17 protein-coding genes are annotated in these 20,128 nt (G+C 70.7%); 8 read left to right on the top strand and 9 right to left on the bottom strand.

Features of this window, described 5'->3' with window-relative positions:
* Window positions 1-271: 271 nt before the first annotated feature.
* The 5 genes from ACFWBN_RS37935 to ACFWBN_RS37915 form a co-directional block, all read right to left on the bottom strand.
* Window positions 272-928, bottom strand: a complete 657-nt coding sequence (locus ACFWBN_RS37935) for a ScbR family autoregulator-binding transcription factor (protein WP_385185814.1) — start codon at window positions 926-928, stop codon at window positions 272-274.
* Window positions 929-1,042: 114 nt separating this feature from the next.
* Window positions 1,043-1,876: a BTAD domain-containing putative transcriptional regulator gene (locus ACFWBN_RS37930; protein WP_385185811.1), complete on the bottom strand. Its 834-nt coding sequence runs from the start codon at window positions 1,874-1,876 to the stop codon at window positions 1,043-1,045.
* 239 nt (window positions 1,877-2,115) lie between these two features.
* On the bottom strand, window positions 2,116-2,814 hold the full coding sequence (locus ACFWBN_RS37925; protein WP_385185808.1) for a TetR family transcriptional regulator: 699 nt from the start codon (window positions 2,812-2,814) through the stop codon (window positions 2,116-2,118).
* A gap of 272 nt (window positions 2,815-3,086) precedes the next feature.
* Entirely contained in the window at window positions 3,087-3,767 is a 681-nt protein-coding gene (locus tag ACFWBN_RS37920; protein WP_385185806.1) for a ScbR family autoregulator-binding transcription factor, read from the bottom strand.
* 125 nt (window positions 3,768-3,892) lie between these two features.
* Window positions 3,893-5,212 carry a cytochrome P450 gene (locus ACFWBN_RS37915; protein WP_385185803.1) on the bottom strand — a complete coding sequence of 440 codons (1,320 nt, stop codon included), beginning with the start codon at window positions 5,210-5,212 and terminating at the stop codon, window positions 3,893-3,895.
* A 430-nt stretch (window positions 5,213-5,642) separates the two neighbouring features.
* Here ACFWBN_RS37915 and ACFWBN_RS37910 point away from each other — a divergent pair, with 430 nt between their 5' ends.
* Window positions 5,643-6,614 (top strand): ScbA/BarX family gamma-butyrolactone biosynthesis protein, encoded by a 972-nt coding sequence (locus tag ACFWBN_RS37910; RefSeq protein ID WP_385185800.1) that lies wholly within the window; start codon window positions 5,643-5,645, stop codon window positions 6,612-6,614.
* A gap of 6 nt (window positions 6,615-6,620) precedes the next feature.
* On the opposite strand, the gene ACFWBN_RS37905 is transcribed toward ACFWBN_RS37910, so the two are convergent.
* Complete coding sequence (locus ACFWBN_RS37905; RefSeq protein ID WP_385185797.1) at window positions 6,621-7,559, bottom strand: NAD-dependent epimerase/dehydratase family protein; 939 nt, start codon at window positions 7,557-7,559, stop codon at window positions 6,621-6,623.
* 40 nt (window positions 7,560-7,599) lie between these two features.
* On the opposite strand from ACFWBN_RS37905, the gene ACFWBN_RS37900 reads away from it, so the two are divergent.
* Complete coding sequence (locus ACFWBN_RS37900) at window positions 7,600-8,370, top strand: SDR family NAD(P)-dependent oxidoreductase (protein WP_385185817.1); 771 nt, start codon at window positions 7,600-7,602, stop codon at window positions 8,368-8,370.
* 900 nt (window positions 8,371-9,270) lie between these two features.
* On the opposite strand, the gene ACFWBN_RS37895 is transcribed toward ACFWBN_RS37900, so the two are convergent.
* Window positions 9,271-10,053 carry a TetR/AcrR family transcriptional regulator gene (locus ACFWBN_RS37895; RefSeq protein WP_385185794.1) on the bottom strand — a complete coding sequence of 261 codons (783 nt, stop codon included), beginning with the start codon at window positions 10,051-10,053 and terminating at the stop codon, window positions 9,271-9,273.
* A 97-nt stretch (window positions 10,054-10,150) separates the two neighbouring features.
* On the opposite strand from ACFWBN_RS37895, the gene ACFWBN_RS37890 reads away from it, so the two are divergent.
* The 6 genes from ACFWBN_RS37890 to tpg all read left to right on the top strand — a co-directional run bounded on the left by ACFWBN_RS37890 (window position 10,151) and on the right by tpg (window position 17,535).
* A complete protein-coding gene (locus tag ACFWBN_RS37890) occupies window positions 10,151-11,392 on the top strand; it encodes an FAD-dependent monooxygenase (protein WP_385185792.1) in 1,242 nt (413 codons plus the stop codon).
* Window positions 11,393-11,592: 200 nt separating this feature from the next.
* Window positions 11,593-12,252, top strand: coding sequence for a ScbR family autoregulator-binding transcription factor (locus ACFWBN_RS37885; protein ID WP_385185789.1), 660 nt, complete (start codon window positions 11,593-11,595; stop codon window positions 12,250-12,252).
* A 168-nt stretch (window positions 12,253-12,420) separates the two neighbouring features.
* The gene (locus ACFWBN_RS37880; protein WP_385185786.1) at window positions 12,421-13,677 is read left to right on the top strand and encodes a ParA family protein; all 1,257 of its coding nucleotides are present in this window, start codon (window positions 12,421-12,423) and stop codon (window positions 13,675-13,677) included.
* Complete coding sequence (locus ACFWBN_RS37875) at window positions 13,674-14,582, top strand: ParB/RepB/Spo0J family partition protein (protein WP_385185783.1); 909 nt, start codon at window positions 13,674-13,676, stop codon at window positions 14,580-14,582. The genes ACFWBN_RS37880 and ACFWBN_RS37875 overlap by 4 nt, the downstream gene beginning before the upstream one ends.
* A gap of 110 nt (window positions 14,583-14,692) precedes the next feature.
* The gene (gene tap / locus ACFWBN_RS37870) at window positions 14,693-16,978 is read left to right on the top strand and encodes a telomere-associated protein Tap (RefSeq protein ID WP_385185781.1); all 2,286 of its coding nucleotides are present in this window, start codon (window positions 14,693-14,695) and stop codon (window positions 16,976-16,978) included.
* Between the two features lie 2 nt (window positions 16,979-16,980).
* The gene (gene tpg / locus ACFWBN_RS37865) at window positions 16,981-17,535 is read left to right on the top strand and encodes a telomere-protecting terminal protein Tpg (RefSeq protein WP_385185779.1); all 555 of its coding nucleotides are present in this window, start codon (window positions 16,981-16,983) and stop codon (window positions 17,533-17,535) included.
* A gap of 126 nt (window positions 17,536-17,661) precedes the next feature.
* Here the strand turns inward: tpg and ACFWBN_RS37860 are convergent, their stop codons facing one another.
* Both ACFWBN_RS37860 and ACFWBN_RS37855 read right to left on the bottom strand, forming a co-directional pair.
* Complete coding sequence (locus ACFWBN_RS37860; RefSeq protein WP_215016079.1) at window positions 17,662-18,135, bottom strand: MarR family transcriptional regulator; 474 nt, start codon at window positions 18,133-18,135, stop codon at window positions 17,662-17,664.
* On the bottom strand, window positions 18,132-18,848 hold the full coding sequence (locus ACFWBN_RS37855) for a hypothetical protein (protein ID WP_385185776.1): 717 nt from the start codon (window positions 18,846-18,848) through the stop codon (window positions 18,132-18,134). The genes ACFWBN_RS37860 and ACFWBN_RS37855 overlap by 4 nt, the downstream gene beginning before the upstream one ends.
* Window positions 18,849-20,128 lie beyond the last annotated feature (1,280 nt).

The following is a 20,128-nucleotide window of genomic DNA, read 5'->3' as shown; positions in this document are numbered from 1 at the left end:
CCCCACCGCCCGCCGCGGGGTGGTTGCGCCCCCCGAGCCCGCCCCGCCGGCGTTTGAGGCGCGGGGCCCGGGGCGGAGCCCCGATCCCTGAGCCGCACACGCCCACCCAGCCCAGCCCCACCTTCCAGCCCCCGCCGCACCTTCCAGCCCCGCCGGCGTTTGAGGCGCGGGGCCCGGGGCGGAGCCCCGATCCCTAAGCCGCACAGGCCCACCCAGCCGCACCAAAACCCAGCCCCGCCGGGGGCCCGGGGCAGAGCCCCAAAACCGACCCTCACAACCCGATCCGCAACCCCGCCTCGGTCCGATACTCCCGCTCCCGCCCGTCGGCCACGAGACTCGGCAGGAGCAGGGCCCACAACGCCCCCACCTTCCCCCGCAACTCCCCGTACGACATCCCGGTCCCCGACATGACCTCGATCCCGCACGCCGCAGCCGCGACCAGCGCCTCCGCGCTCTCCCACCGGCGGCCAGCCACCGGCAGTTCTCCCGCGTCCCGCGCCAGCCGGAGCAACGTACACACCGCCGAGATCCACGCCCCGTGGAAGTCCACGACCACCGGCCGCGCCCCGACGGGCCCCCTCGGCCCCACCCCGCCGCACTCCTTGGTGATCCGGAAGCTCGCCGGAATCGCCGGCTCCTCGTGCAGCGTCCGCGCCAGCCAGTGCGTGATGTCGATCAGCGCCTGCAACGGCGAGACCCCATCCTCACGCAGCACCCGCACCGCATCGTGCAACAGCGCGCACCCCCGCTGCTGCACGGCCTCCGCGAGCTCGTCCTTGGAGGCGAAGTGGAAGTACAGCGCCCCCTTCGTCACCCCGGCCGCGGCCGCGATCTCGCCCAGCGTCGCGTTGGCGTAGCCATTGCGGTGGAACATCTCGGCCCCGGCACAGACCAGCCGCCTCCGGGTCCGCTCCGACCTCTCCTGCACCGAGCCGTCTCCCCTCGCCGCCGACAGAGCCCAGCCCCGAGCCCTCACAACCCAGACCTCAGAACCCGGACCTCAGACCTCAAACCTCAGACCCGAGACCCGAGACCTCGCACCTCAGACCCGAACGAGCCTCTCGCCCCCGGGCTCCGCATTGGCCTCGGCCAGGCTCTCCGGCCCCGCCATCAGGATCGACCGCTGCAAGCGCCGCAGCGCCACGGACGGCTCCAGCCCCAACTCCCGCACCAGCGTCCCGCGCAGCCGCTGGTACACGTCCAGCGCCTCGCCCCGCCGCCCCGACCGGTGCAGGGCGAGCATGAACTGCCCGTGCAGGTTCTCGTGCGTCCGGTACCGCGCCGCCAGCACCGTCAGCTCGGCCAGCAGCTCCCGGTGCCGCCCCAGCCGCAGATCCGCCTCGATCCGCTGGTCCAGAGCGCACAGCCGCGTCTCCTCCAGCCGCCGGGTCTCCATGTCCAGCTGGACCCCGCCCTGTACGTCGGCGAAGGCCGGCCCGGACCACAGGGCCAGCGCCTCCCGCAGCAGCCGCGCCGCGCCGGGGAAGTCCCCGGCGTCCATCGCGCGGTACCCGGTCCCCGCGAGCCGGTCGAACTCCCGCACGTCGAGGGTCCCGCCGCCACTGTTCAGCAGATATCCGCCGGGCAGCGTGACCAGGATGTCCTTGGCGGTCCGCACCTGCTCACCCTCACCCGCACCCCGCTCTAACGCGGTGGCGATGAGCGCACGAAGTTGCAGGACGTACGTCTGGAGCGTCGTACGCGCACTGCGCGGCGGCTCACCCGCCCACAGCTCCTCTATCAGGGCCGATACGGGTACCACCTGATCGGCATGGAGGGCCAGGAGCGCCAGGACCTGCCGGGGCTTGGGGGCGGTCGGCGTGATGGAGATTCCGTTCTCCCGCACGGTCAACGCGCCCAGTACATCGATGTCCACGCCGTACTCCCCTGTCCTTGGATGAGTCGCACAGTCAGTAGAAAACAGGACCGACGGTTTGTCAATACCAAACCGGTCGCGCTGTTTTGGGGACCAGCGATACCCCACCACCACTCAAGAACCCACTGCGACCTGGGACTTCACGCACCTCCCGCCCCCACGAAACCGCCCCAGACGGACTCAACCGCCCCTCAACAAGGGCCACAGGAGCACGGCGCGCCCCACCGCAAAGAGACCAGTCAGTCTGATCCGAAGCCCTCGTCCGACGGCACAACGCTCCCCAGCAGCCCCGCCGACCCCTGCGGCATCAGCCGGCCCAAGGTCCCGTCGGCCGCGAGCAGCGGCAGCATCAGCGTCCAGAACCGGGTGAGGGTGTGCGGCGCGACCCACTCCCGCTCGTACGCGCCCAGGACCTCCAGCCCCACGGTCGCGGCCACCACCCCACGCGCCGCGTCCTGTGGGGAGAGCCCGTCGGCAAGGGACCCCTCGCGCGCCGCGGCCGCCACGGTCTCCTCGACCCACAGGCGCCACTGCCGGCGCAGGTCGACCCCGCCGTTCCAGGAGGCGTCCACGCACAACCCGAAGCCGGCCCGCACCACCACGTCCTGCGCGAGGAGGGCCATCAGGGCATGCGTGGAATCAACCAGCACCTGCAGAGCGCTCCCAGCCGCAGCCGCCCCGGCCCCCAGAACCGACCCCGCACCCGCACCCGCCGCCCCGACCGTGATCCCCCGCAGCTCCTGCGCCGCCCGGTCCTCGACGGCCTGCGCGAGCGCGGCCTTACTGCCGAAGTGGAAGTGCAGCCCCCCGGCGCTCACCCCGGCCCGGCGGCTGATCACCGCGATCGACGCGGTGACGAATCCCTGCTCGGCGAACACCTCCGCGGCCGCCCGAACCAGAGCTGCCCGCGTGCGAGCGGCACGCTCCTGCTTGACCATGGAGTCTCCACAAACCGCCAACGCGGTTTGCACAAGGGGGTACAAGATCTTTACAGCCACAGTCGGCGGCACCACCGGAGCCCGACTCGCGTCCCACTGGAGCCGACCGGCCCCACCACACCCGGCCGACACGGAAAACGCAGAGGACACAGAAGACGCAGAAGGAAACGGAGAAGCCCCGGATACCCCGGATACCCCGCAGACCCCTCAGGCGCCACAACCCCGCAGCCCCCCGGCCCCGCCAGGCCCCGACCGCCACCGCCGGAGCGGCCTCAGGACAACGCCGGCTCAGGCTCCTGCACCGCGCCCGGACCCGGCCCGAGCCCCATCTCCGCGGTCACCCGTTCCCCCCGGTCAGGGGCCATGTCCAGCCTGCCGAGCATCGCCGGCGTCGCGATGCTCGGGCAGATGTGCTGGTAGACGGCGGACACCCGCTGTTCTATGTCCGCGCGGTCGCTGAGGGTCTGCGAGTAGATCTGCGCGCCCGTCCAGCAGGCGGAGAGGATCCAGGCCGTCTCGGCGGGATCCACGTGCGGCAGCAGCTCGCCCTGCTCCTTCGCCTGGACCAGCAGGGTCCGGGTGAACTCGATCCAGCCCGGCACCGAGCCCCCGCCGAAGACCTCGCGCATGCCCGGCCCCAAAGAGAGCCGGGCACCCGCGCTGAGCATGGGTTCGCGCTTCATCCGGTACGCCAACACCATCGCGACGTCGACGAGTTCCTGGAGCTTGCTCTCCCGGTGCGGCACCCCGCCCTCGGCGAACTGCTCGTCGAGCACGCCCTGGGCCAGCTCCTGCTTGGAGGAGAAGTGGAAGTAGAGGGCGCCCTTGGTGACACCCGCCCGGGAGAGGATGTCCGCGATGGTGGCCGCGTCGTAGCCGCGCTCGTCGAAGACCGCCGCTGCCGCTTCCAAGATCGCGCGACGCGTACGTACCGCACGCTCCTGCCGTGCCACGGGTGCCTCCGTTGTCCGTGGGTCGTTCCGGTGGGATCCGCATGCAGGATCCCACCACCCCACTAAAACCAACCAGAAGGTCCGATTTTTTTCAAGCAGGCCAGACGCAGCGCTCCCGTGATCAATCAGTCACTCGCGGCCCGGCCCCCGAGCACCACCGGCAACTCCCGCAGCCCGTTGGAGATGAACGACTCCACCCGGGGCAGCTCCCCCGCATCCGGAGCCACCACGACCGTCTCCGGGAACCTCTCGAAGTAGCGCCGCACCGCGATCCCGCACTCCAGCCGCGCCAGGGTCGCGCCCAGGCAGTAGTGGGTCCCGAACCCGAAGGACAGGTGCTGCCCGCGCGTCTCCCGGGTGACGTCGAACCGGTCCGCGTCCGCCCCGTGCACGGCCGGGTCCCGCCCGGCCGAGCCGAAGGACACCATGATCGGGTCGCCCTGCGGGATCACCACCCCCTCGCCCATGTCGATGTCCTCCACCGCGAACCGCAGCAGCCCGTACGAGGCCGGCGACTCGATCCGCAGCGCCTCCTCGACCACGTCCTCCCAGGAGGCGAGCCCTTCCCGTACGAGCGCCAGCTGGTCGGGGTTGCGGAGCAGTTCGTGCAGCGCCGTGCAGATGAGGTTGACGGAGGTCTCGTACCCGGCGGTGAAGAGCAGGATCAGGTTGTCGACCAGCTCCTTCTCGCCGAGCTCCGCCCGCTCCTCCTCCCCGTCGGCGTCCCGGGCCGCGATCAGCACGCTGGTGATGTCGTCCCCGGGGTGCTCGCGCCGGTGGGCGACCAGGTCGGCCATCGTGACGTCCAGGTCCGCCGCGTTCTGCTGCGCGTCCTCGGCCGTGATCGTCGTGTCGAAGAATCCGTTGATGATCTTGTGCAGGGGAGCCCACGAGCGCTCCGGGATCCCGAACAGCTCGAAGACGATCCGCGTCGGCAGCTCGTGCGCGAACTGCGTCCGCAGATCCACCACCTGACCCGGCGGCAGCGCGGCCAGCCGGTCGAGCAGCTCGTCCACCACCTCCTCGATCCTCGGCCGCATGCCGGCGACGCGCCGCGCGGTGAAGGCGGTGGCGACCGGCTTGCGCAGCCTCGTGTGCTCGGCGCCGTAGGCGGTGATCATGTTCTGCACGGAGACCCAGATGGCGAGGGGCCACTCGGCGCCGACCTCCCCGCTGATCCACGCGGGCCAGTGGCGGTACGCGTCCTTCGACACCCGCGGATCCACCAGCAGCCTGCGTATGTCGGCCTGCCGGTTGACGGCCCAGACGGTCACACCGCCCGGCAGCAGGACGGGCGTCGCGGGCGCCTGTTCGCGGATGAGTGCTGCCTCGGCGTGCACGTCCGCACCGGAGACATCGATCGCAATCGGGCACTGACGGTTCATCTCAAAGCTCTCCTGGATGGACGGCGGCATGTCGGCGACAGGGAGCAGCGGAGTGTCCACGCCCTGCAGTTCAAAACCGCCCATCCGGTTCTTGTTTTACCGGCGGCGGCCCCGAGTCTGACACGACCCGCCCCGCCTGCCAATGGTTTTCGGGGCCTGGTCGACCCCGTGTCGACGACTCGAAGATCGTCCGAATTCCCCTGATTGAACGACAGGTGCCAACCCCCTGTCAGACCGGCGCATATGACCGGAAGACCGGCTCTCACTTGGGATGTAAGCCGCCGCGCCACGGCCCGTATCCGCCACCCTGATATCTGCTGGTCGGCGTCATGCGGAACGTCCGCAATCCCTGTCCCGCACCTGTCGGAGCCCGTACAGAAGCCATATCCACACCCCCTTCGTACCTTGCAAACAAAACCGGAGAGTACGTATCTTGCGTCTCGCGAGCGCACGCCATCCCATCCGTCAAACGGCTCCTTGGGAGAAGTCCATGACCATGCTGACGATCCGGAACAACGCGCCCGTCCTTCCTCTGCCGGGGGCGGAGGCCGGAGAACCATGGATGCGCTGCAACGACGCCCGCGGACTGACCACCACGGTGCCCAGGGAGTACGTCCACCGCAGCTCCCTCGCCGAGGTGTTCCTGACCGGCTGCGACCGCATCGGCGTGGACTCCTTCTCGCTCGCCGGGCAGTGGCCCCGCGCCCACACCTTCTTCACCAGCGCCGACGGCACCAGCCACGACCCGGTCCAGGCCGGCGAGACCATCCGCCAGGTGGGGCTCTACCTCTGCCACGCCGTCTACGGGGTCCCCCTCGGCCACAACGTCCTGCTCTGGAGCCTCGACTTCACCTCCCGCCCCGAGCGGCTGCGCATAGGCCGCAGCCCGAGCGACCTCGACATCACCGCCGTGTGCACGGACTTCGGCTGGAAGGGCAACCGCTTCTCCGGCTTCCTCGAAGTGGACATCCGCCGCAACGGCGAACTCGCCGGCTCCGGCACCGCCCGCTTCAGCTGCGTGGCCCCCGCCACGTACCGCCGGCTGCGCGGCGAGCGCGGCGTCATGGGCTTAACCCGTCCGCTGGCCCGCCGTACGCCCATCGCCGCCGCCTCCGCCGGCCGGCTGCTGCCCTTCGACGTGGTCCTCGCCGCCGCCGACCGGCCGGGCCGCTGGCAGCTGAGCCCCGACCTCGACCACCCGATCCTCTTCGAGCACGCCAACGACCACCACCCCGGCATGGTCCTCGTCGAGGCCGCCCGCCAGGCCGCCTGCGGACTCCACGCCCCCGGCGGCTTCACCCCCTCGGGCGTCGCCACCGAGTTCCACCACTATGCCGAACTGGACGCGCCCTGCTGGGTCGACGCCGCCCTCGTCTCCCCCGGCCACGTCGTGGTCACCGGCCACCAGGAGGGACGCACCGTCTTCCACTCCACGGTGACCGGCGCCGCCCAGGCCGCCTAGGCCGCCTCAGACCGCCGATTCCGCCCGGTACCAGTCGGCGTACCGGCCGAACGCCTCCGCGAACCGCGGCCCGGGCGAAGCCTCCAGCTGCCCCCACAACCGCCCGCTGTCGTACCAGTGGTCCACCGCGAGCAGCGAGACGCGTCGCCGCAGCACCGGATCCGGCTCCCCTGGGCCCCCCAGCAACTCCAGCGCCCCAGGCACGTCCACGTCCCCCGCCGGCAACGGCAGCCCGAGCGCCCGTACGACCGTCTCCACCATCTCCCGCGCGGTCACCGGCTCGGGGTGACCGGCATGCAGCACGCCGCCGCCCGCGCCTTCCTCCCGTACGGCCAGCTCCGCCAGCGCATCCGCCAGCGCGTCCACCGACACCAGGGACATCCGGGCCCGCCCGCCGTCCACCCAGTGCGGCAAGCGTGCGAGCAACTGCACCAGCGAGGGCACCACCCAGCGGTCGCCCCGCCCGTACACGAGATGGGGCCGCAACACCGTCCCCCCGGCCGACAGCACCAGCCGCTCCCCACCGAGCCGGGTCACACTGGTCACCGACGCCGGCTCCTCGGGCAGCTCCCCCTCCGCCGCACCCCGGTGCGCCCCGTCCCGGTACACGGCCGCCGTCCCCAACTGCACGATCCGCCGCACCCCGGCGCGCTCCGCCTCCGCGAGCAGCGCCCGCGTCCCCTCCACGTTCACGGCCCGGCACTCCTGCGGCGTCCCCCCGATCCGCGAGGCCAGATGCAGCACCGTGCCGACGCCCTCGCACAGCCCCCGCAACGATCCGGGCCGCGCCAAGTCCCCCCGTACGCCTTCCACCCCCGGCGGCACGTCGGCCCGATGGACCAGCGCCCGCACCCGCACCCCGTCCTTCACCAGCCGCTCGACGACGAGCGACCCGACGAACCCGGCAGCTCCGGTCACCAGCACGCTCTGGATCTCACTCTTCATCACGCGCCCCATTCCACCGTGTTACGGTCGCGCGGTGACGCTGGGATCAAGTAAATCTCTACTGGCGGGCAAATCAGCGCTGATAACGGGCGCGAGCGCCGGCATCGGGGCGGCCGCCGCCCGCGTGTTCTGCCGCGAGGGCGCCTCGGTGACCCTCGTGGCCCGCCGCGAGCCGCAGCTCGCCGAGCTCACCGAGGAACTGCGCGCCGCCGGCCACCGAGCCCAGTACGTGGTCGCCGACGTCTCCCGCACCGAGGACGTGGCCCGAGCGGTCGACGCGGCCGTCGCCACGTACGGCCGGCTCGACGCGGCCTTCAACAACGCGGGCATCGGCGCGACCCCCAAGCCCATGCACCTCCTCGAAGAGGAGACGTACGACAGCGTCATGGACACGAACGTCCGCGGCGTCTGGAACTGCATGCGCCACGAGATCCGCGCCATGCTGACCACCGGCGGCGGCTCGATCGTGAACAACAGCAGCACCGCCGGCCTGGTGGCCACCCCGGTGACGGCGACGTACATCGCGTCGAAGCACGCGGTCCTGGGCTTCACGAAGGCCGCCGCCTGCGAGTACGCCGCCCAGGGCATCCGCGTGAACGCCATCGCCCCCGGCGCCACCCGCAGCGAGATGATCGACGCCTGGCTCAAGGAGAACCCGGCGATGGAGGAGGTCCTCCTCCAGTCGGCCCCCCTCCCCCGCATGGCCAGCCCCGCCGAAATCGCCGAGTCGGCCGCCTGGCTGTGCAGCGACCGCGCCTCGTTCGTCCTGGGCACGACCCTCTCGGTCGACGGCGGCTGGACAACCCGTTAACGGCGTTAACGCCGCGCCCACCCCCCGGCACTGCACGCACGGCCACCATTAACGCCGTTAACGCCCGCCCGACAACCACCCCTCGACCGTTAACGCCGTTAAGGGACACCCAGCCGCCCGAGGCTCCACCGGACCCACCGTTAACGCCGTTAACGCTCCCCCACCGCCAGGCCGTCCCTGCCTGGGCACCCCGCCGGACCCCCAACGGCATTAACGCCGTTAACGCCCACCCAGCAACCAGCCGCCCAGCCCCCCACCGTTAACGCCGTTAACGGTGCCCGGCCCCCAAGACTCCACCCAGCCCCATCGATAACGCCGTTATCGCCCGCCCGACAACCACCCCTCGACCGTTAACGCCGTTAAGAGACGTCCTGCCGCCCGAGGCTCCACCGGGCCCGCCGTTAACGCTCCCCCACCACCAGGCCGTCCGGCCGGGGTGCCCCGCCGGACCCCCAACGGCATTAACGCCGTTAACGCCCACCCAGCACCCAGCCGCCCAGCCCTCCACCGTTAACGCCGTTAACGGTGCCCGGCCCCCAAGACTCCACCCAGCCCCATCGTTAACGCCGTTAACGGTGTCCGGCGCCTGAGGCTCCGCCCAGCCCCAGCGTTAACGCCGTTAATGCCCGCCCGACAGTGACGCCCTGCCGCCCGAGGCTCCGCCGGTCCCACCGTTAACGCCGTTAACGCTCCCCACCGCCGGGGCCGTCCGGCCTGGACGCAGCGCGTCCATCCCCACCGGCATTAACGCCGTTAACGCCACGCGCCGCCCGGCCGATCACCCACCCGCGACCCTTAACGCCGTTAACGCCGTTAACGCCGTTAACGCCGTTAACGCCGTTAAGGCGCCGCCTGCCCTCCACCGCTCGACCCGCCCGACCGTTAACGGCGTTAACGCCGTTAACGCCGACCCCCTCCCCCACCCGCCCGCCGGGACACCAGCAACCCGAGCCCGTCCAGGATCCGCTCCAGCCCGAACTCCAGCGCCTGGTCCTGCCCCCCGTGCTCGGCCACCGAGGCCAACGCGGCCCCGAGCGCCGGGAACCGCTCCCCGTGCACCCGCATCACCTCCCCCAACATCGCCGCGAGCTGCGCATCCGGCCCCGCCCCCGCAGACCCGGCCGCCGCCCGCTCCTGCTCCGCGATCCCCCGTACATGCCCGGCCACGAGCACCACCGCGTCCATCGCCTCGGCCCCACTCAACCCGCACCCGTCCAGCGCCGCGAGCGCCCGCTCCATCCACCCCAGCTCCCGCGGCCCCATCACCCGCGCCCCGACCGTCGCCTCCAACAGCCACGGATGCCGCCGGAACCCCTCGTACAACTCCCGCGCCCACACCGCGAGCCCTTCCCGCCACCCACCCGCCAACTCCGCAGCCGCAGGCCCCGGCACCAAATCCGGGACCGGGACCGGCATGGCGGCCTCCACCATCAGCGCCACCAGCTCAGCCTTCCCCGGCACATACCGGTACAGCGCCATCTTCGTGACCGCCAGCTCCCCGGCCACCCGCTGCATCGACACCGCGCCCAAGCCCTCCGCATCGGCGATCCCGACCCCCGCCAGCGCGATCCCCTCCAGCGTCAACCCCCGCTTCGGCCCCCGCGCCGGCTTGCCCGGCGGCGGCCCCCACAACAACCGCACCGCCGCACTCGCACCCGCACCCGCATCCCGCTGCTCATCCACCACCGGCTCGATCCCTTGCGCTCGCCCCAAAACTGCGTCTACCGTACACACTATCGCTTCAGTGTCCACCAGACACAGTTACTCAAAGGATCCCGCCATGCCCCAGATCCGCACCGTCCTCATCTCCGGCGCCGGCATCGCCGGCCCCGCCCTGGCCCACTGGCTGGGCCGCCACCGCTTCCGCCCCACCGTCGTCGAACTCGCCCCCGCCCTCCGCCCCGGCGGCCAGGCCGTCGACTTCCGCGGCGAGACCCACCTCTCCGTCCTCGACCGCATGGGCATCCTCGACGAGCTCCGCCGCATCCAGACCGGCGGCAGCCCCATGACCTTCGTCGACGCCGAAGACAACCCGCTGCTCCACCTCCCCGCCGAGTTCGCCGGCGGCGACATCGAAGTCCTGCGCGGCGACCTCTCCCTCGTCCTCCACGAGGCCTCCCTCCCCACCACCGAGTACCTCTTCGGAGACTCGATCACCTCCCTCACCGAAACCCCCACCGGCGTGGACGTCACCTTCCACAACGCCCCGCCCCGCACCTTCGACCTCGTCATCGGCGCCGACGGCCTCCACTCCCACGTCCGCCGCCTCGCCTTCGGCCCGGAGTCCGACCACGTCACCCACCTGGGCCACTACGCCGCCACCTGGACCCTCCCCAACCACCCGGCCCTCAGCCCCCGCACCGCGGTGAGCCCCACGGGATCCACGGGATCCACGGGATCCACCGCCTACAACGCCCCCGGCCGCCTGGCCAGCGTCAGCGCCTCCCGCACCGACCCCACCCGCGCCGCCGCCTTCCTCGTCTTCGCCTCCCCCGAGCTCACGTACGACCGCCACGACCCCGAAGCCCACAAAGCGATCCTCAAGCAGGCCTTCGCAGACCTCCCCTGGAAGGTCGACCACCTCCTCGACTCCCTGGCCGACGCCGACGACCTCTACTTCGACTCCATCAGCCGCGCCGACGTCCCCACCTGGTCCACCGGCCGGATCGCCCTCGTCGGCGACGCCGCCTGCGGCGCCACCATCGGCGGCATGGGCACCGGCACCGGGATCGTGGCGGCGTACGTCCTGGCGGGCGAGCTCTCCCGCTCACCCCAGAACCACCGGGCCGCCTTCGCCCGCTACGAGTCCCTCCTGCGCCCCTACGCCCAGGGCTGCCAGAAGAGCGGCGACCGTACGGGCCCCTTCCTCGCGCCCGGCACGAAGCTCGGCCTGCGCCTGCGCAACGGCCTCCTCAGCCGGCGCCGCATCCTCGACTGGATGCTGAAGGCCGGCGAGGACGTCACCACCCTCCCCCTCCCCACCTACACACCGACCCCCGAAACCGCCGCGACGACCCCCTGAGAAGGCGGCACCCCCCGGGCCTGACCATTAACGGCGTTAACGCCGTTAACGCCAACGCCAACGCCAACGCCAACGCCACAAAAAGTACTGGGCGACTGGTTTTCTTCACCGATACCTGCCTAGATTGACCCCCGTACAAGGGCAAGGCCCGCCAGGCCGGCCCCGGACGCACGGACGCCAACACACCAGGAGACACGCACGTGGCGAGGGTCAGGCAGGAACGGGCGGAGATCACCCGACAGGCCATCCTGGACGGGGCGGCCACCGCCTTCGACCAGTCCGGCTTCGACGGCACCAGCCTCAGCGACGTCGTCAAGCACGCCGGAGTCACCAAGGGCGCCCTGTACTTCCACTTCCCGTCCAAGGAAGCCCTCGCCCGCAGCCTGATGGACGAGCAGTTCCAGGTCTCCGCGGACCTCCCCGCCGTCGAGAACCCGGGCCTCCAGACGGTCATCGACCTCACCCACCAGATGGCGTACGGACTGCGCACCAACGTCCGCGTCCGCGCCGGCATCCGCCTGGTCATCGAGTTCGGCTCCTTCACCAACCCCGACCCGGCCCCGTACAACACCTGGATCGACACCGCCCACGGCTGTCTGACTCCGGCCCAGGAACGCGGCGACGTACTGCCGTCGCTCGACGTCCACGACCTCTCGACCTTCCTCGTCGGCTCTTTCACCGGCATCCAGGTCACCTCCCACGTGCGCACGGGCCGCGAGGACCTGCACACCCGGATCGCCGACCTCTGGAACTTCCTCCTCCCGGGGATCGTGCCCGCGCCCCGCATCCCCCACTTCGACCCGACGGGCTCACCCGAGTGCCGGGCGGAGCTCGGCCCGCAGGTCCCGACCGCCGTCTGACGACGTCTTCAGGGCGGCCTCGCACACGCCGTGGTGAACCACGGGGGTGCTCGCTACGGCGGGTGCGAGGCCGCCCTGTGGCGTATCCACGGCGTATGCGGCCACTTCGTTAGCAAAACTCAAGCGTGGCACCCACGAACACCCGAGAACGTTAGTAAAGTCCCTCTCATGACTTCGCCCTCGTCTCAGAGCGACCGAGAGAAGGTCGTCTCCAAGCTCCCCCCGTGGCTGCGCCAGGAGTTGAAAATCCGCACCGCCCAACTGCGGGTGGACATCCAGGACGCCGTCCACCAGGGCATCGCGCAGTGGAGCGCCCTCGCCTCATCCCCCTCCCCCGTCGACACCTCCGGCGCCGAATCGTTCTCCACCTGGCTCCCCGCGGGCCAGTGGGAGTCCTTCCGCACCGACTCCAAGCACCGCGGCGTCTCCCTCATCCAGGGGCTCGCCCAGTCCGTACGGCTCTGGCTGGAGCTGAACCCGGCTCCCTCCGTCGTACGCCCCTCCGTGGTCCGCCGCATCATCGTGTGCAACCAGAAGGGCGGCGTCGGCAAGACCGCCATCACCGCCGGCACGGCCGAGGCACTCGCCGAGGACCCCGCGACCCTCCACCCGGTCCGCATCGCCCGCCAACTGGCCCGCCTCACCACCGAGGACGACCAGCCGGACCCGGCGGCCACCTCCCCCCTGGACCTGGAGGACCTCCCGGGCCTGGGCATGCGCGTCCTGCTCATCGACTTCGACCCCCAGGGCCACCTCACCAAGCAGCTCGGCCAGCTCCCGCTCCCCATCGGCGGCGACAGCCTCACCTGCCACATGGCGGGCGAAGCCAAGGGCCCCCTCAAGGACCTGATCGCCCCCATCGAGCACGAGCGCTTCGGGGACCGCCTCCACCTGCTCCCCGCCTGCACGGACGCCTTCCTCCTCGACGTCCGCCTCTCCACCGTCCGCGCCCGCGAGGCCGCCCTCGAACGCGCCCTGGCCCCCGTCGAGTCCGACTACGACGTCATCCTCGTCGACTGTCCCCCGAGCCTCGGCCTGAGCATGGACGCCGCCATCTACTACGGCCGCCGTCGCGACACCGAACAGCCCGGCGCCTCCGGCGCGCTGATCGTCGTACAGGCGGAGGACTCCTCTGCGGACGCCTACGACCTCCTCACCTCCCAGATCAACGACCTGCGCGACGACCTCAGCCTCGACATCGACTACCTCGGCCTGGTCGTGAACCTCTACGACGGCCGCCGCGGCTACATCGCGACCTCCTCCCTCCAGGCCTGGTTGGACATAAAGGATCCCCGCGTCGTCGCCGTCGTTCCCGACCTGAAGGAACAGCGCGAAGCGGTCCGCGTGAAGCAGCCCCTCTTCGTCTACGCCCCCAAGGGCGACCAAGCCGTCGCCCTGCGCGCCCTCGCCCGGGAGATCTCATGAGCAGCAAGGCCGACAAGCTCGGCGTCTCGGCATCCTTCGCCCGGGCCCAGCCGGCCGGCGTCAGCTCCCGCCGCGCGGCCATCGCCGAAGCGACGGGCGCCCCCACCTCCGGGGTGGTCCCCCCGTCCGAGGTTCCCATCGAGGCCCTCGCCCACAACCCCTTCAACCTCCGCGAGGACCTCACGGAGCTCGAAGAGCTGGCGGCCTCCCTCACCGCCCGGGGCCAGCTCCAACCCCTGGCGGTCGCCACCCGCATGGCCTTCATGGAGGCCCACCCGGGCGCGACCGACGGCCTGGGCCGCGCCCCGTACGTCGTCATCGACGGCAACCGGCGCCTGGCGGCGGCCCACCTGGCCGGCCTCAAATCAATCCAGATCCACGTCAACGACGCCCTGGCGGCCTCGTCCTCGGACATCCTCGAATCGGCCCTGATCGCCAACATCCACCGGGTCGACGTCGCCCCCATGGACCAGGCCCGCGCCCTCCAGGAGCTCGTCGACGTCCACGGCTCCCAGGCCCAGGTCGCCAAGCGCCTCGGCAAAACACCGGCCTGGGTCTCCCAGCGCCTGACCCTCCTCAACCTGACCCCCACCCTCCAGGACAAGGTCGAGTCGGGCGAACTCAAGGTGGAACCGGCCCGCCGCATCGGCCGCCTCCCCCAGGAGGCCCAGCAGGCCGCCGCGGAGGAAACCGTTAACGCCGTTAATCCCCCCCGCCAGCGCACCCACCCCACACCCCCCACTCCGCCGCCCCCCACCACACCCGCACCACCCCCCACCCCCACCCCCACTCCCCGAATCACCATCTCCACGATCTCCCCGGAAACGATCGCGGACGCCCTCACGGCCCACCTCACCCCGGACGACCTCAAGGCCGTCACGGAACTCCTCATGCTCCGCATCTGAGGCACCACCCACGCAGGGGGCGCTGACGGCATTAACGCCGTTAACGCCCCCACGTGTGTTTCATGTGCGTTCTACGGTGCGTTTCGCATAGGCTCCCTACGGAGGTACCGATGCCGAACACCCGAAACACCCGTAACAGCCCCTCGGAGGACTCCGAGCAGGAGGGCCTCTTCGCAGCGGTCGACGCCCTGCTCGAAGAAGTGGCCCAGGACCCGCTCCCGCACCCGGACGAGCGCAAGCGCCTCCGCGAGGCCGCCGGCCTGAGCCAGGACCAGATCGCCAAGGCCCTCAACGTCCGCCGCGAAACGGTCACCTCCTGGGAAACCGGCCGCACCTCCCCCCGCCCCCCCAAACGAGCCGCCTACGCCCGCCTCCTGGAAGGCCTCTCCGCCCTCCACCCCCTCGACCCCGCCGAATCCCCCACCCCCGTTAACGGCGTTAACGCCGTTAACGCCCCGGCACCCGAGCCGGCCCCCCACTCTCCGGAAGCCCAACCCCTCATCCCCCTTAACGCCGTTAACGCCGTTAACGCCGTTAACGCCGTTAACGCCCCCACCCCTGGCACGGAGCCCCAGTCACGGGAAGCCCACTCCCCCATTAACGGCGTTAACACCCCGGGGCCTGGAGCGGAGCCCCCGTCTCGGGAAGGGGCGGGTAGGGGAACAGCGCCGCAGGCCCCCACCAAGCCGCACCCCCACCCCCCCACCCCCCTGGAAGGGAACGGCCCCCTGGCCGTCCTGGACGGCACGGGCCAGGCCCACGCCACCGCAGGCCTCATCCTCGACCACCCCACCACCGGCGGCCTCCCCGCCCTCCTCACCTGGGCCCTCACCGAGGCGAACCTCCGCTCCCCCCGCCTCCACCGCAACGGCAAGGACGGCGACCCCCTCCTCGTCCTCACCGCCCCCGCCCTGGAAGGCCTCGGACTCCCCCTCACCCTCGAAGACCGCCGCGCCCTCCGCCTCCCCGACAACCACCCCGTCATCAAGCAGCTCACCAAGCACAAGTGGCAGCTCACCCGACGCGGCTTCGGCCCCTGGCCCCGCATCTACCGCCCCGCCACCCCCACCACGGGCCGCCAGTGCGTCCAGCTCGCGGTCCTCCCCTGGGGCGCCCTCGACCCCCGCGCCTGGGGCGAGGACACCGCCGAGCTCCCGGCCCCCGAACTCGCCGCCCTGCTCACCACCTACGCCGCCCGCGTCCTCACCCCCCGCGGCTCCACGGCCGTCACGGGCCTCGAACTCATGACGGCCCTGCGTCCCCCCACCCGCGCCGTACGCGACGAGGCGACCAACACCTGGGTATCGGCCCCGCTCCCCGGCTCCCTCACCCACCCCGTCGACCCCGCGCCCCCGGAGGCCCCCGACGAGCACCCCGTCGTCGCCGCCCTCTACCCCCGCTCCCACCAGCGCACCCCGGACCAGGTCCTCGACGAGGAGGCCTACGACTGGATCCGCGACCCACAACTCCTCACCGACGCCGAGTGCGCCCGCACCCACGCCGTCGGCATCGACGTGAACATGGCCTTCGCCGCCGCCGCGAACCGCCTCCTCGTCGGCCTGGGCCCCGCGACCCACACCGCCCGCCCCCGTTTCGACCCCAAGCTCCCCGGCTGCTGGCTGGCGGACCTCTCCTCCCTCGACGTCGAACTCGACCCCCGCCTCCCCAACCCCTTCACCCCCCACGGCAAACCCCCCACCGGCCCCGCCTGGTACGCGACCCCGACCCTCGCCTACGCCCAGGAGCTCGGCCACGACGTCCGCCCCACCGAAGCCTGGATCCGCCCGGACAACGGCCCGTACCTCGACGCCTGGTACACCCGCCTCCGCGACGCCTACATGGCCACGATGGCGGACCTCGGCGTCACCCCGTCCCTCACGGAACCGGCGTTCCTCCAGGCCATGTCGACCCACAAGGAACCCCGCCCCGGCGGCCACATCTCCACGTCCGTCCTCTCGGCGATCAAGTCCACGGTCAAGGGCGGCATCGGCAAACTCCGCGAACGCCCCCAGGGCGCCGCCTACCGCCCCGGCGAAGCCTGGCCCGCCCTCGAACGCCCCACCTGGCGCCCCGACATCCGCGCGGCCGTCATCTCCACGGCCCGCGTCAACATGCACCGCAAGATGCTCAAACTCGCCAAGACGGCCGACCTCCACCCCATCGCGGTCCTCTCCGACTGCGCGGTCTACCTCTCGGACGGCCCCAGCCCCCTCGACTTCCTCCCGCACACCCCCGAAGGAAAACCCCTCCCCGGCGGCTTCCGCCTGGGCGTCAGCCCCGGCATGGTCAAGCACGAGGGCACCCAGCCCCTCCTCTGGGCCGTCCAGATGCTCGACGAAGGACTCAACCCGGCCCGCCACATCAAGGGCCACGACGCAGCGGCAGACGGAGAATAGAAATGTCCGAAATCTCCGACAGCCTCTCCCGGGCCGACGAACAGCACTTCACCCGCCCCATCCCCAAGTCGGCGGGAGCCCAGATGCGCTTCCTCGTAAAGCAGCTCAAATCAACCAGGGCAGCAGCCACGACACTCGGCATCTCCCAGCGCACGGTCGAGCGCTACATCAAGAACCAGATCAAGCAGCCCAAACCAGACCTCGCCGCCCGCCTGGAAACCGAAGTACGCCGCCGCTGGCAGCCCCTGGTCCGCAAGCGCGCCCGCGCCAAGGCCGCCAAGACCACCGGCCTCGTCATCGAGACCCGCGCCCGCTTCGGCTTCACCGCGGCCCCCGGCACCACCGACGACGGCCGCATGCGCCGCATCACCCAGCACCTCCCCCCGGAGTACGCGGCCCGCCTCTTCGCCGCCCAGGAGGCCGGCGCCGCCGAGCCCCAACTCCAACAGATCGCCGCCGAAGCCCTCCAGGAGATCTACTTCAAGGACAACGGCGCCCGCGCCACGAGCCTCCTGGTCGAATTCACGGACATCGACTACGTCGACTTCGCGTTCTAAACAGAGGCCGCCCCTCAAGGCCCCCCACAGCCCTCCACGGCCCCTCAAAACCCAAAAGGGTCCCGGGATACCCCGGGACCCTCCAACACCCGCCACAAGCCCCACCAGGGCCCGCCAAGGAAACTCTCACCCCACGGCGTGCAACGTCCTCCGCCGCTTCGACTCCGCGGCCTTCTTCGCCGCGGCCTGCGCGGCCCGCTTCTTCCGCTGCTCGGCCAGCTGGTCCTGATACGCCGCCACCGCCTGGTGGTAGCTGGCGACATACCCCCGCGCGTCGAGCCGCTCATCGGCCGCCATGTCGTTCACGGCGGCGACAGCGTCCTCGAACGAGTTGTACCCGGCCAGCATGGGGTTGATCTGATAAACCCCGTTCCGAACCTTCCGCACCAGCTTCGCGAGCTCCAGGCTCCGCAGCGCGGCATTGACGCTGGGCCGGCTGAGCTCCAGCAGCCCCCCGACGGTGGCCTGGTCGATGAGGATGCGCCCACCCGGCTCGCTCAGCGAACGCAGCTTCAGCAGGACACGGTAGGCCGCAGGCGGCAGGTCGAGGTCGGAGAGAAGCCCGTCGGCGTTGACCGCAGCGAATCGCAAGGTGCTCACTGAGCTGTCCCTTCTTCCGTGCGCTTCGCCCGGCTCAGCCGACGCGCAGCGCGCTCTTTGGCCCGTTCGGCCCGCAGTCCCTCGATGGCCTGACGCATGTGGTCCAGCGACGGGAACCTCACCAGGTCCGGCAGGCTCGTGTCGCTGCGAATCTGCGAGATGGTGCTGTGCTGCTCCACCTTCACGAACTCACCCGTCATCTCCGTACCAGGGATGAACTCCGCCACCCGGTAACTGTAGGGCGGGTTGAACTGATACACGCCCCGCCGCACCTTGAAGACGATCCCATGAGACATGACGGTGTGCAGCGCCTCCGACGTCTTTGTCCGGCTGACGTCAAGGATGGTAGCCATCTCCTCCTGCGTAAGAGGAATCCGCCCCCCCGCTCGCTGGCACGCGATGAGCAGCAGGATCAGCCTCAACGGCAAGGCTTCCCGGAAGTACTGGGCGATAACCAGGAAGAACTCCAGGCTGTCCATCGAGAACGCATTCGGCTGATTCTGCGTCCCGTAGAACTCCAGCGGCTTCCGCTCGCCGTCCAGCGTCAGCTTCCGGCTCGGGTACCGCTTCGCCAGGCTGTCCAGGTCCTTGACCGGAGCCAGCGGCTGACTCCACGCCGAGATCGCATCATCAACGGGGAGATCAGGACGCGGCGCACCCGCGGGACTCCGCCGACGCCGTTGTGGCTCTGATGACACGAGGCTGCTCTCCACTTCGTTGATCTGCAGGGAGAGTATGTCAACAAGGGTGACACAAGTGTCACGCTCGTTGACGTTCGGCGTGTCTTGTGTCCCCCCAGGAGGGACACATCTCAGCCACCCCCTCCCCACCGTCTTCTCGCCACCCCCGCACCCAACCCCACCCCGCCCCCCAGCAGTTCACCGACACATCCCCGCTAAAACGTCAGCCCAGCCGACGTTTTAGCCCAAATACCGTCAGTACCACTGACATTTTGCAAGCGCTCTGTCCCCCTAGCAGCGACACATCGACCGAGTTATGTCCCTCCTGAGGGGACATAACTTTCCCCCCGCACCCCGCCTGACCTGCTACAACGCATCTCCGTACCTTCTATAGGCCGTCCCCTGCCGCGCTGCGCGCACTGAACGCCGTCTCCAACGCTCTCCCCATCGCACCTTCCTGACCCCCCAACACCCGCTCACCCCGCCCGAGCGCATCCCTACTGCCAAGTCACCAACCCCATGGAATCTGACTGATTTCCCATCTCTATCCACAACCAACTTTGAATCACTCCACCCCAAACACCGTTAACGGCGTTAACGCCGTTAACTCCTCTCAGCAGAGCTCTGACGAGACCTCAAAGCGGAATCATGGGTCCGACAGTTCTGGCTACTTTCTCGGTCCGCAAGCAAGCGACACGAAACAGGCCCCCACTGCTCAAAACCCACTTGCTCCCGCTCCTCGCACAACACGGAGCAACTCTCGTCCGGAGCGAAGCGAAGGACTCCCGCCCGGCCCGAAGGGCCGGCCTTGGCTCCGCGAAGCGGAGCCTCCGCTGAGCGGAGCGAGACGGAACACTCAGTTGGGCCGCGTCCACCGCTCTCGCGTCCACCGCCCCGCCCCTGATTCCGGAGCGAAGCGGAGGAACCCCGGCCCGCAGGGCCGGCTCTGGGTCCGCGAAGCGGACCTCCGCCGAGCGCAGCGAGGCGGCTGAACTCCCTGTTCCGGAGCGAAGCGGAGGAACCCCGCCCCGAAGGGGCGCGCTCTAAGTGTCCGCGAAGCGGACCTCCGCCGAGCGCAGCGAGGCGAAACTCCTGGTTCCGGAGCGAAGCGGAGGAACCCCAGCCCGCAGGGCTGGCTCTGGCTCCCCGAAGCGGAGCCCCGCCGAGCGCAGCGAGGCGGCCGAACTTCCTGTTCCGGAGCGAAGCGGAGGAACCCCGGCCCGTAGGGCCGGCTCTGGGTCCGCGAAGCGGACCTCCGCCGAGCGCAGCGAGGCGGTTCCCTTCCCAGGCGCGCAGCGCCTGGGGTCCCGCTC

Origin of the sequence: Streptomyces sp. NPDC059989 (assembly GCF_042736975.1) — a bacterium.
Taxonomy (GTDB): domain Bacteria; phylum Actinomycetota; class Actinomycetes; order Streptomycetales; family Streptomycetaceae; genus Streptomyces.
This window is presented reverse-complemented; position numbering and strand designations above follow the sequence as displayed.

Excerpts from the sequence above, each read along its gene's own strand:
- ACFWBN_RS37925 (WP_385185808.1), bottom strand. The coding sequence starts at position 2,814 with ATGGTCAAGCAGGAGCGTGCCGCTCGCACGCGGGCAGCTCTGGTTCGG.
- ACFWBN_RS37910 (WP_385185800.1), top strand. The coding sequence starts at position 5,643 with ATGACCATGCTGACGATCCGGAACAACGCGCCCGTCCTTCCTCTGCCG.
- ACFWBN_RS37905 (WP_385185797.1), bottom strand. The coding sequence starts at position 7,559 with ATGAAGAGTGAGATCCAGAGCGTGCTGGTGACCGGAGCTGCCGGGTTC.
- ACFWBN_RS37890 (WP_385185792.1), top strand. The coding sequence starts at position 10,151 with ATGCCCCAGATCCGCACCGTCCTCATCTCCGGCGCCGGCATCGCCGGC.
- ACFWBN_RS37880 (WP_385185786.1), top strand. The coding sequence starts at position 12,421 with ATGACTTCGCCCTCGTCTCAGAGCGACCGAGAGAAGGTCGTCTCCAAG.
- ACFWBN_RS37875 (WP_385185783.1), top strand. The coding sequence starts at position 13,674 with ATGAGCAGCAAGGCCGACAAGCTCGGCGTCTCGGCATCCTTCGCCCGG.
- tap (WP_385185781.1), top strand. The coding sequence starts at position 14,693 with ATGCCGAACACCCGAAACACCCGTAACAGCCCCTCGGAGGACTCCGAG.
- tpg (WP_385185779.1), top strand. The coding sequence starts at position 16,981 with ATGTCCGAAATCTCCGACAGCCTCTCCCGGGCCGACGAACAGCACTTC.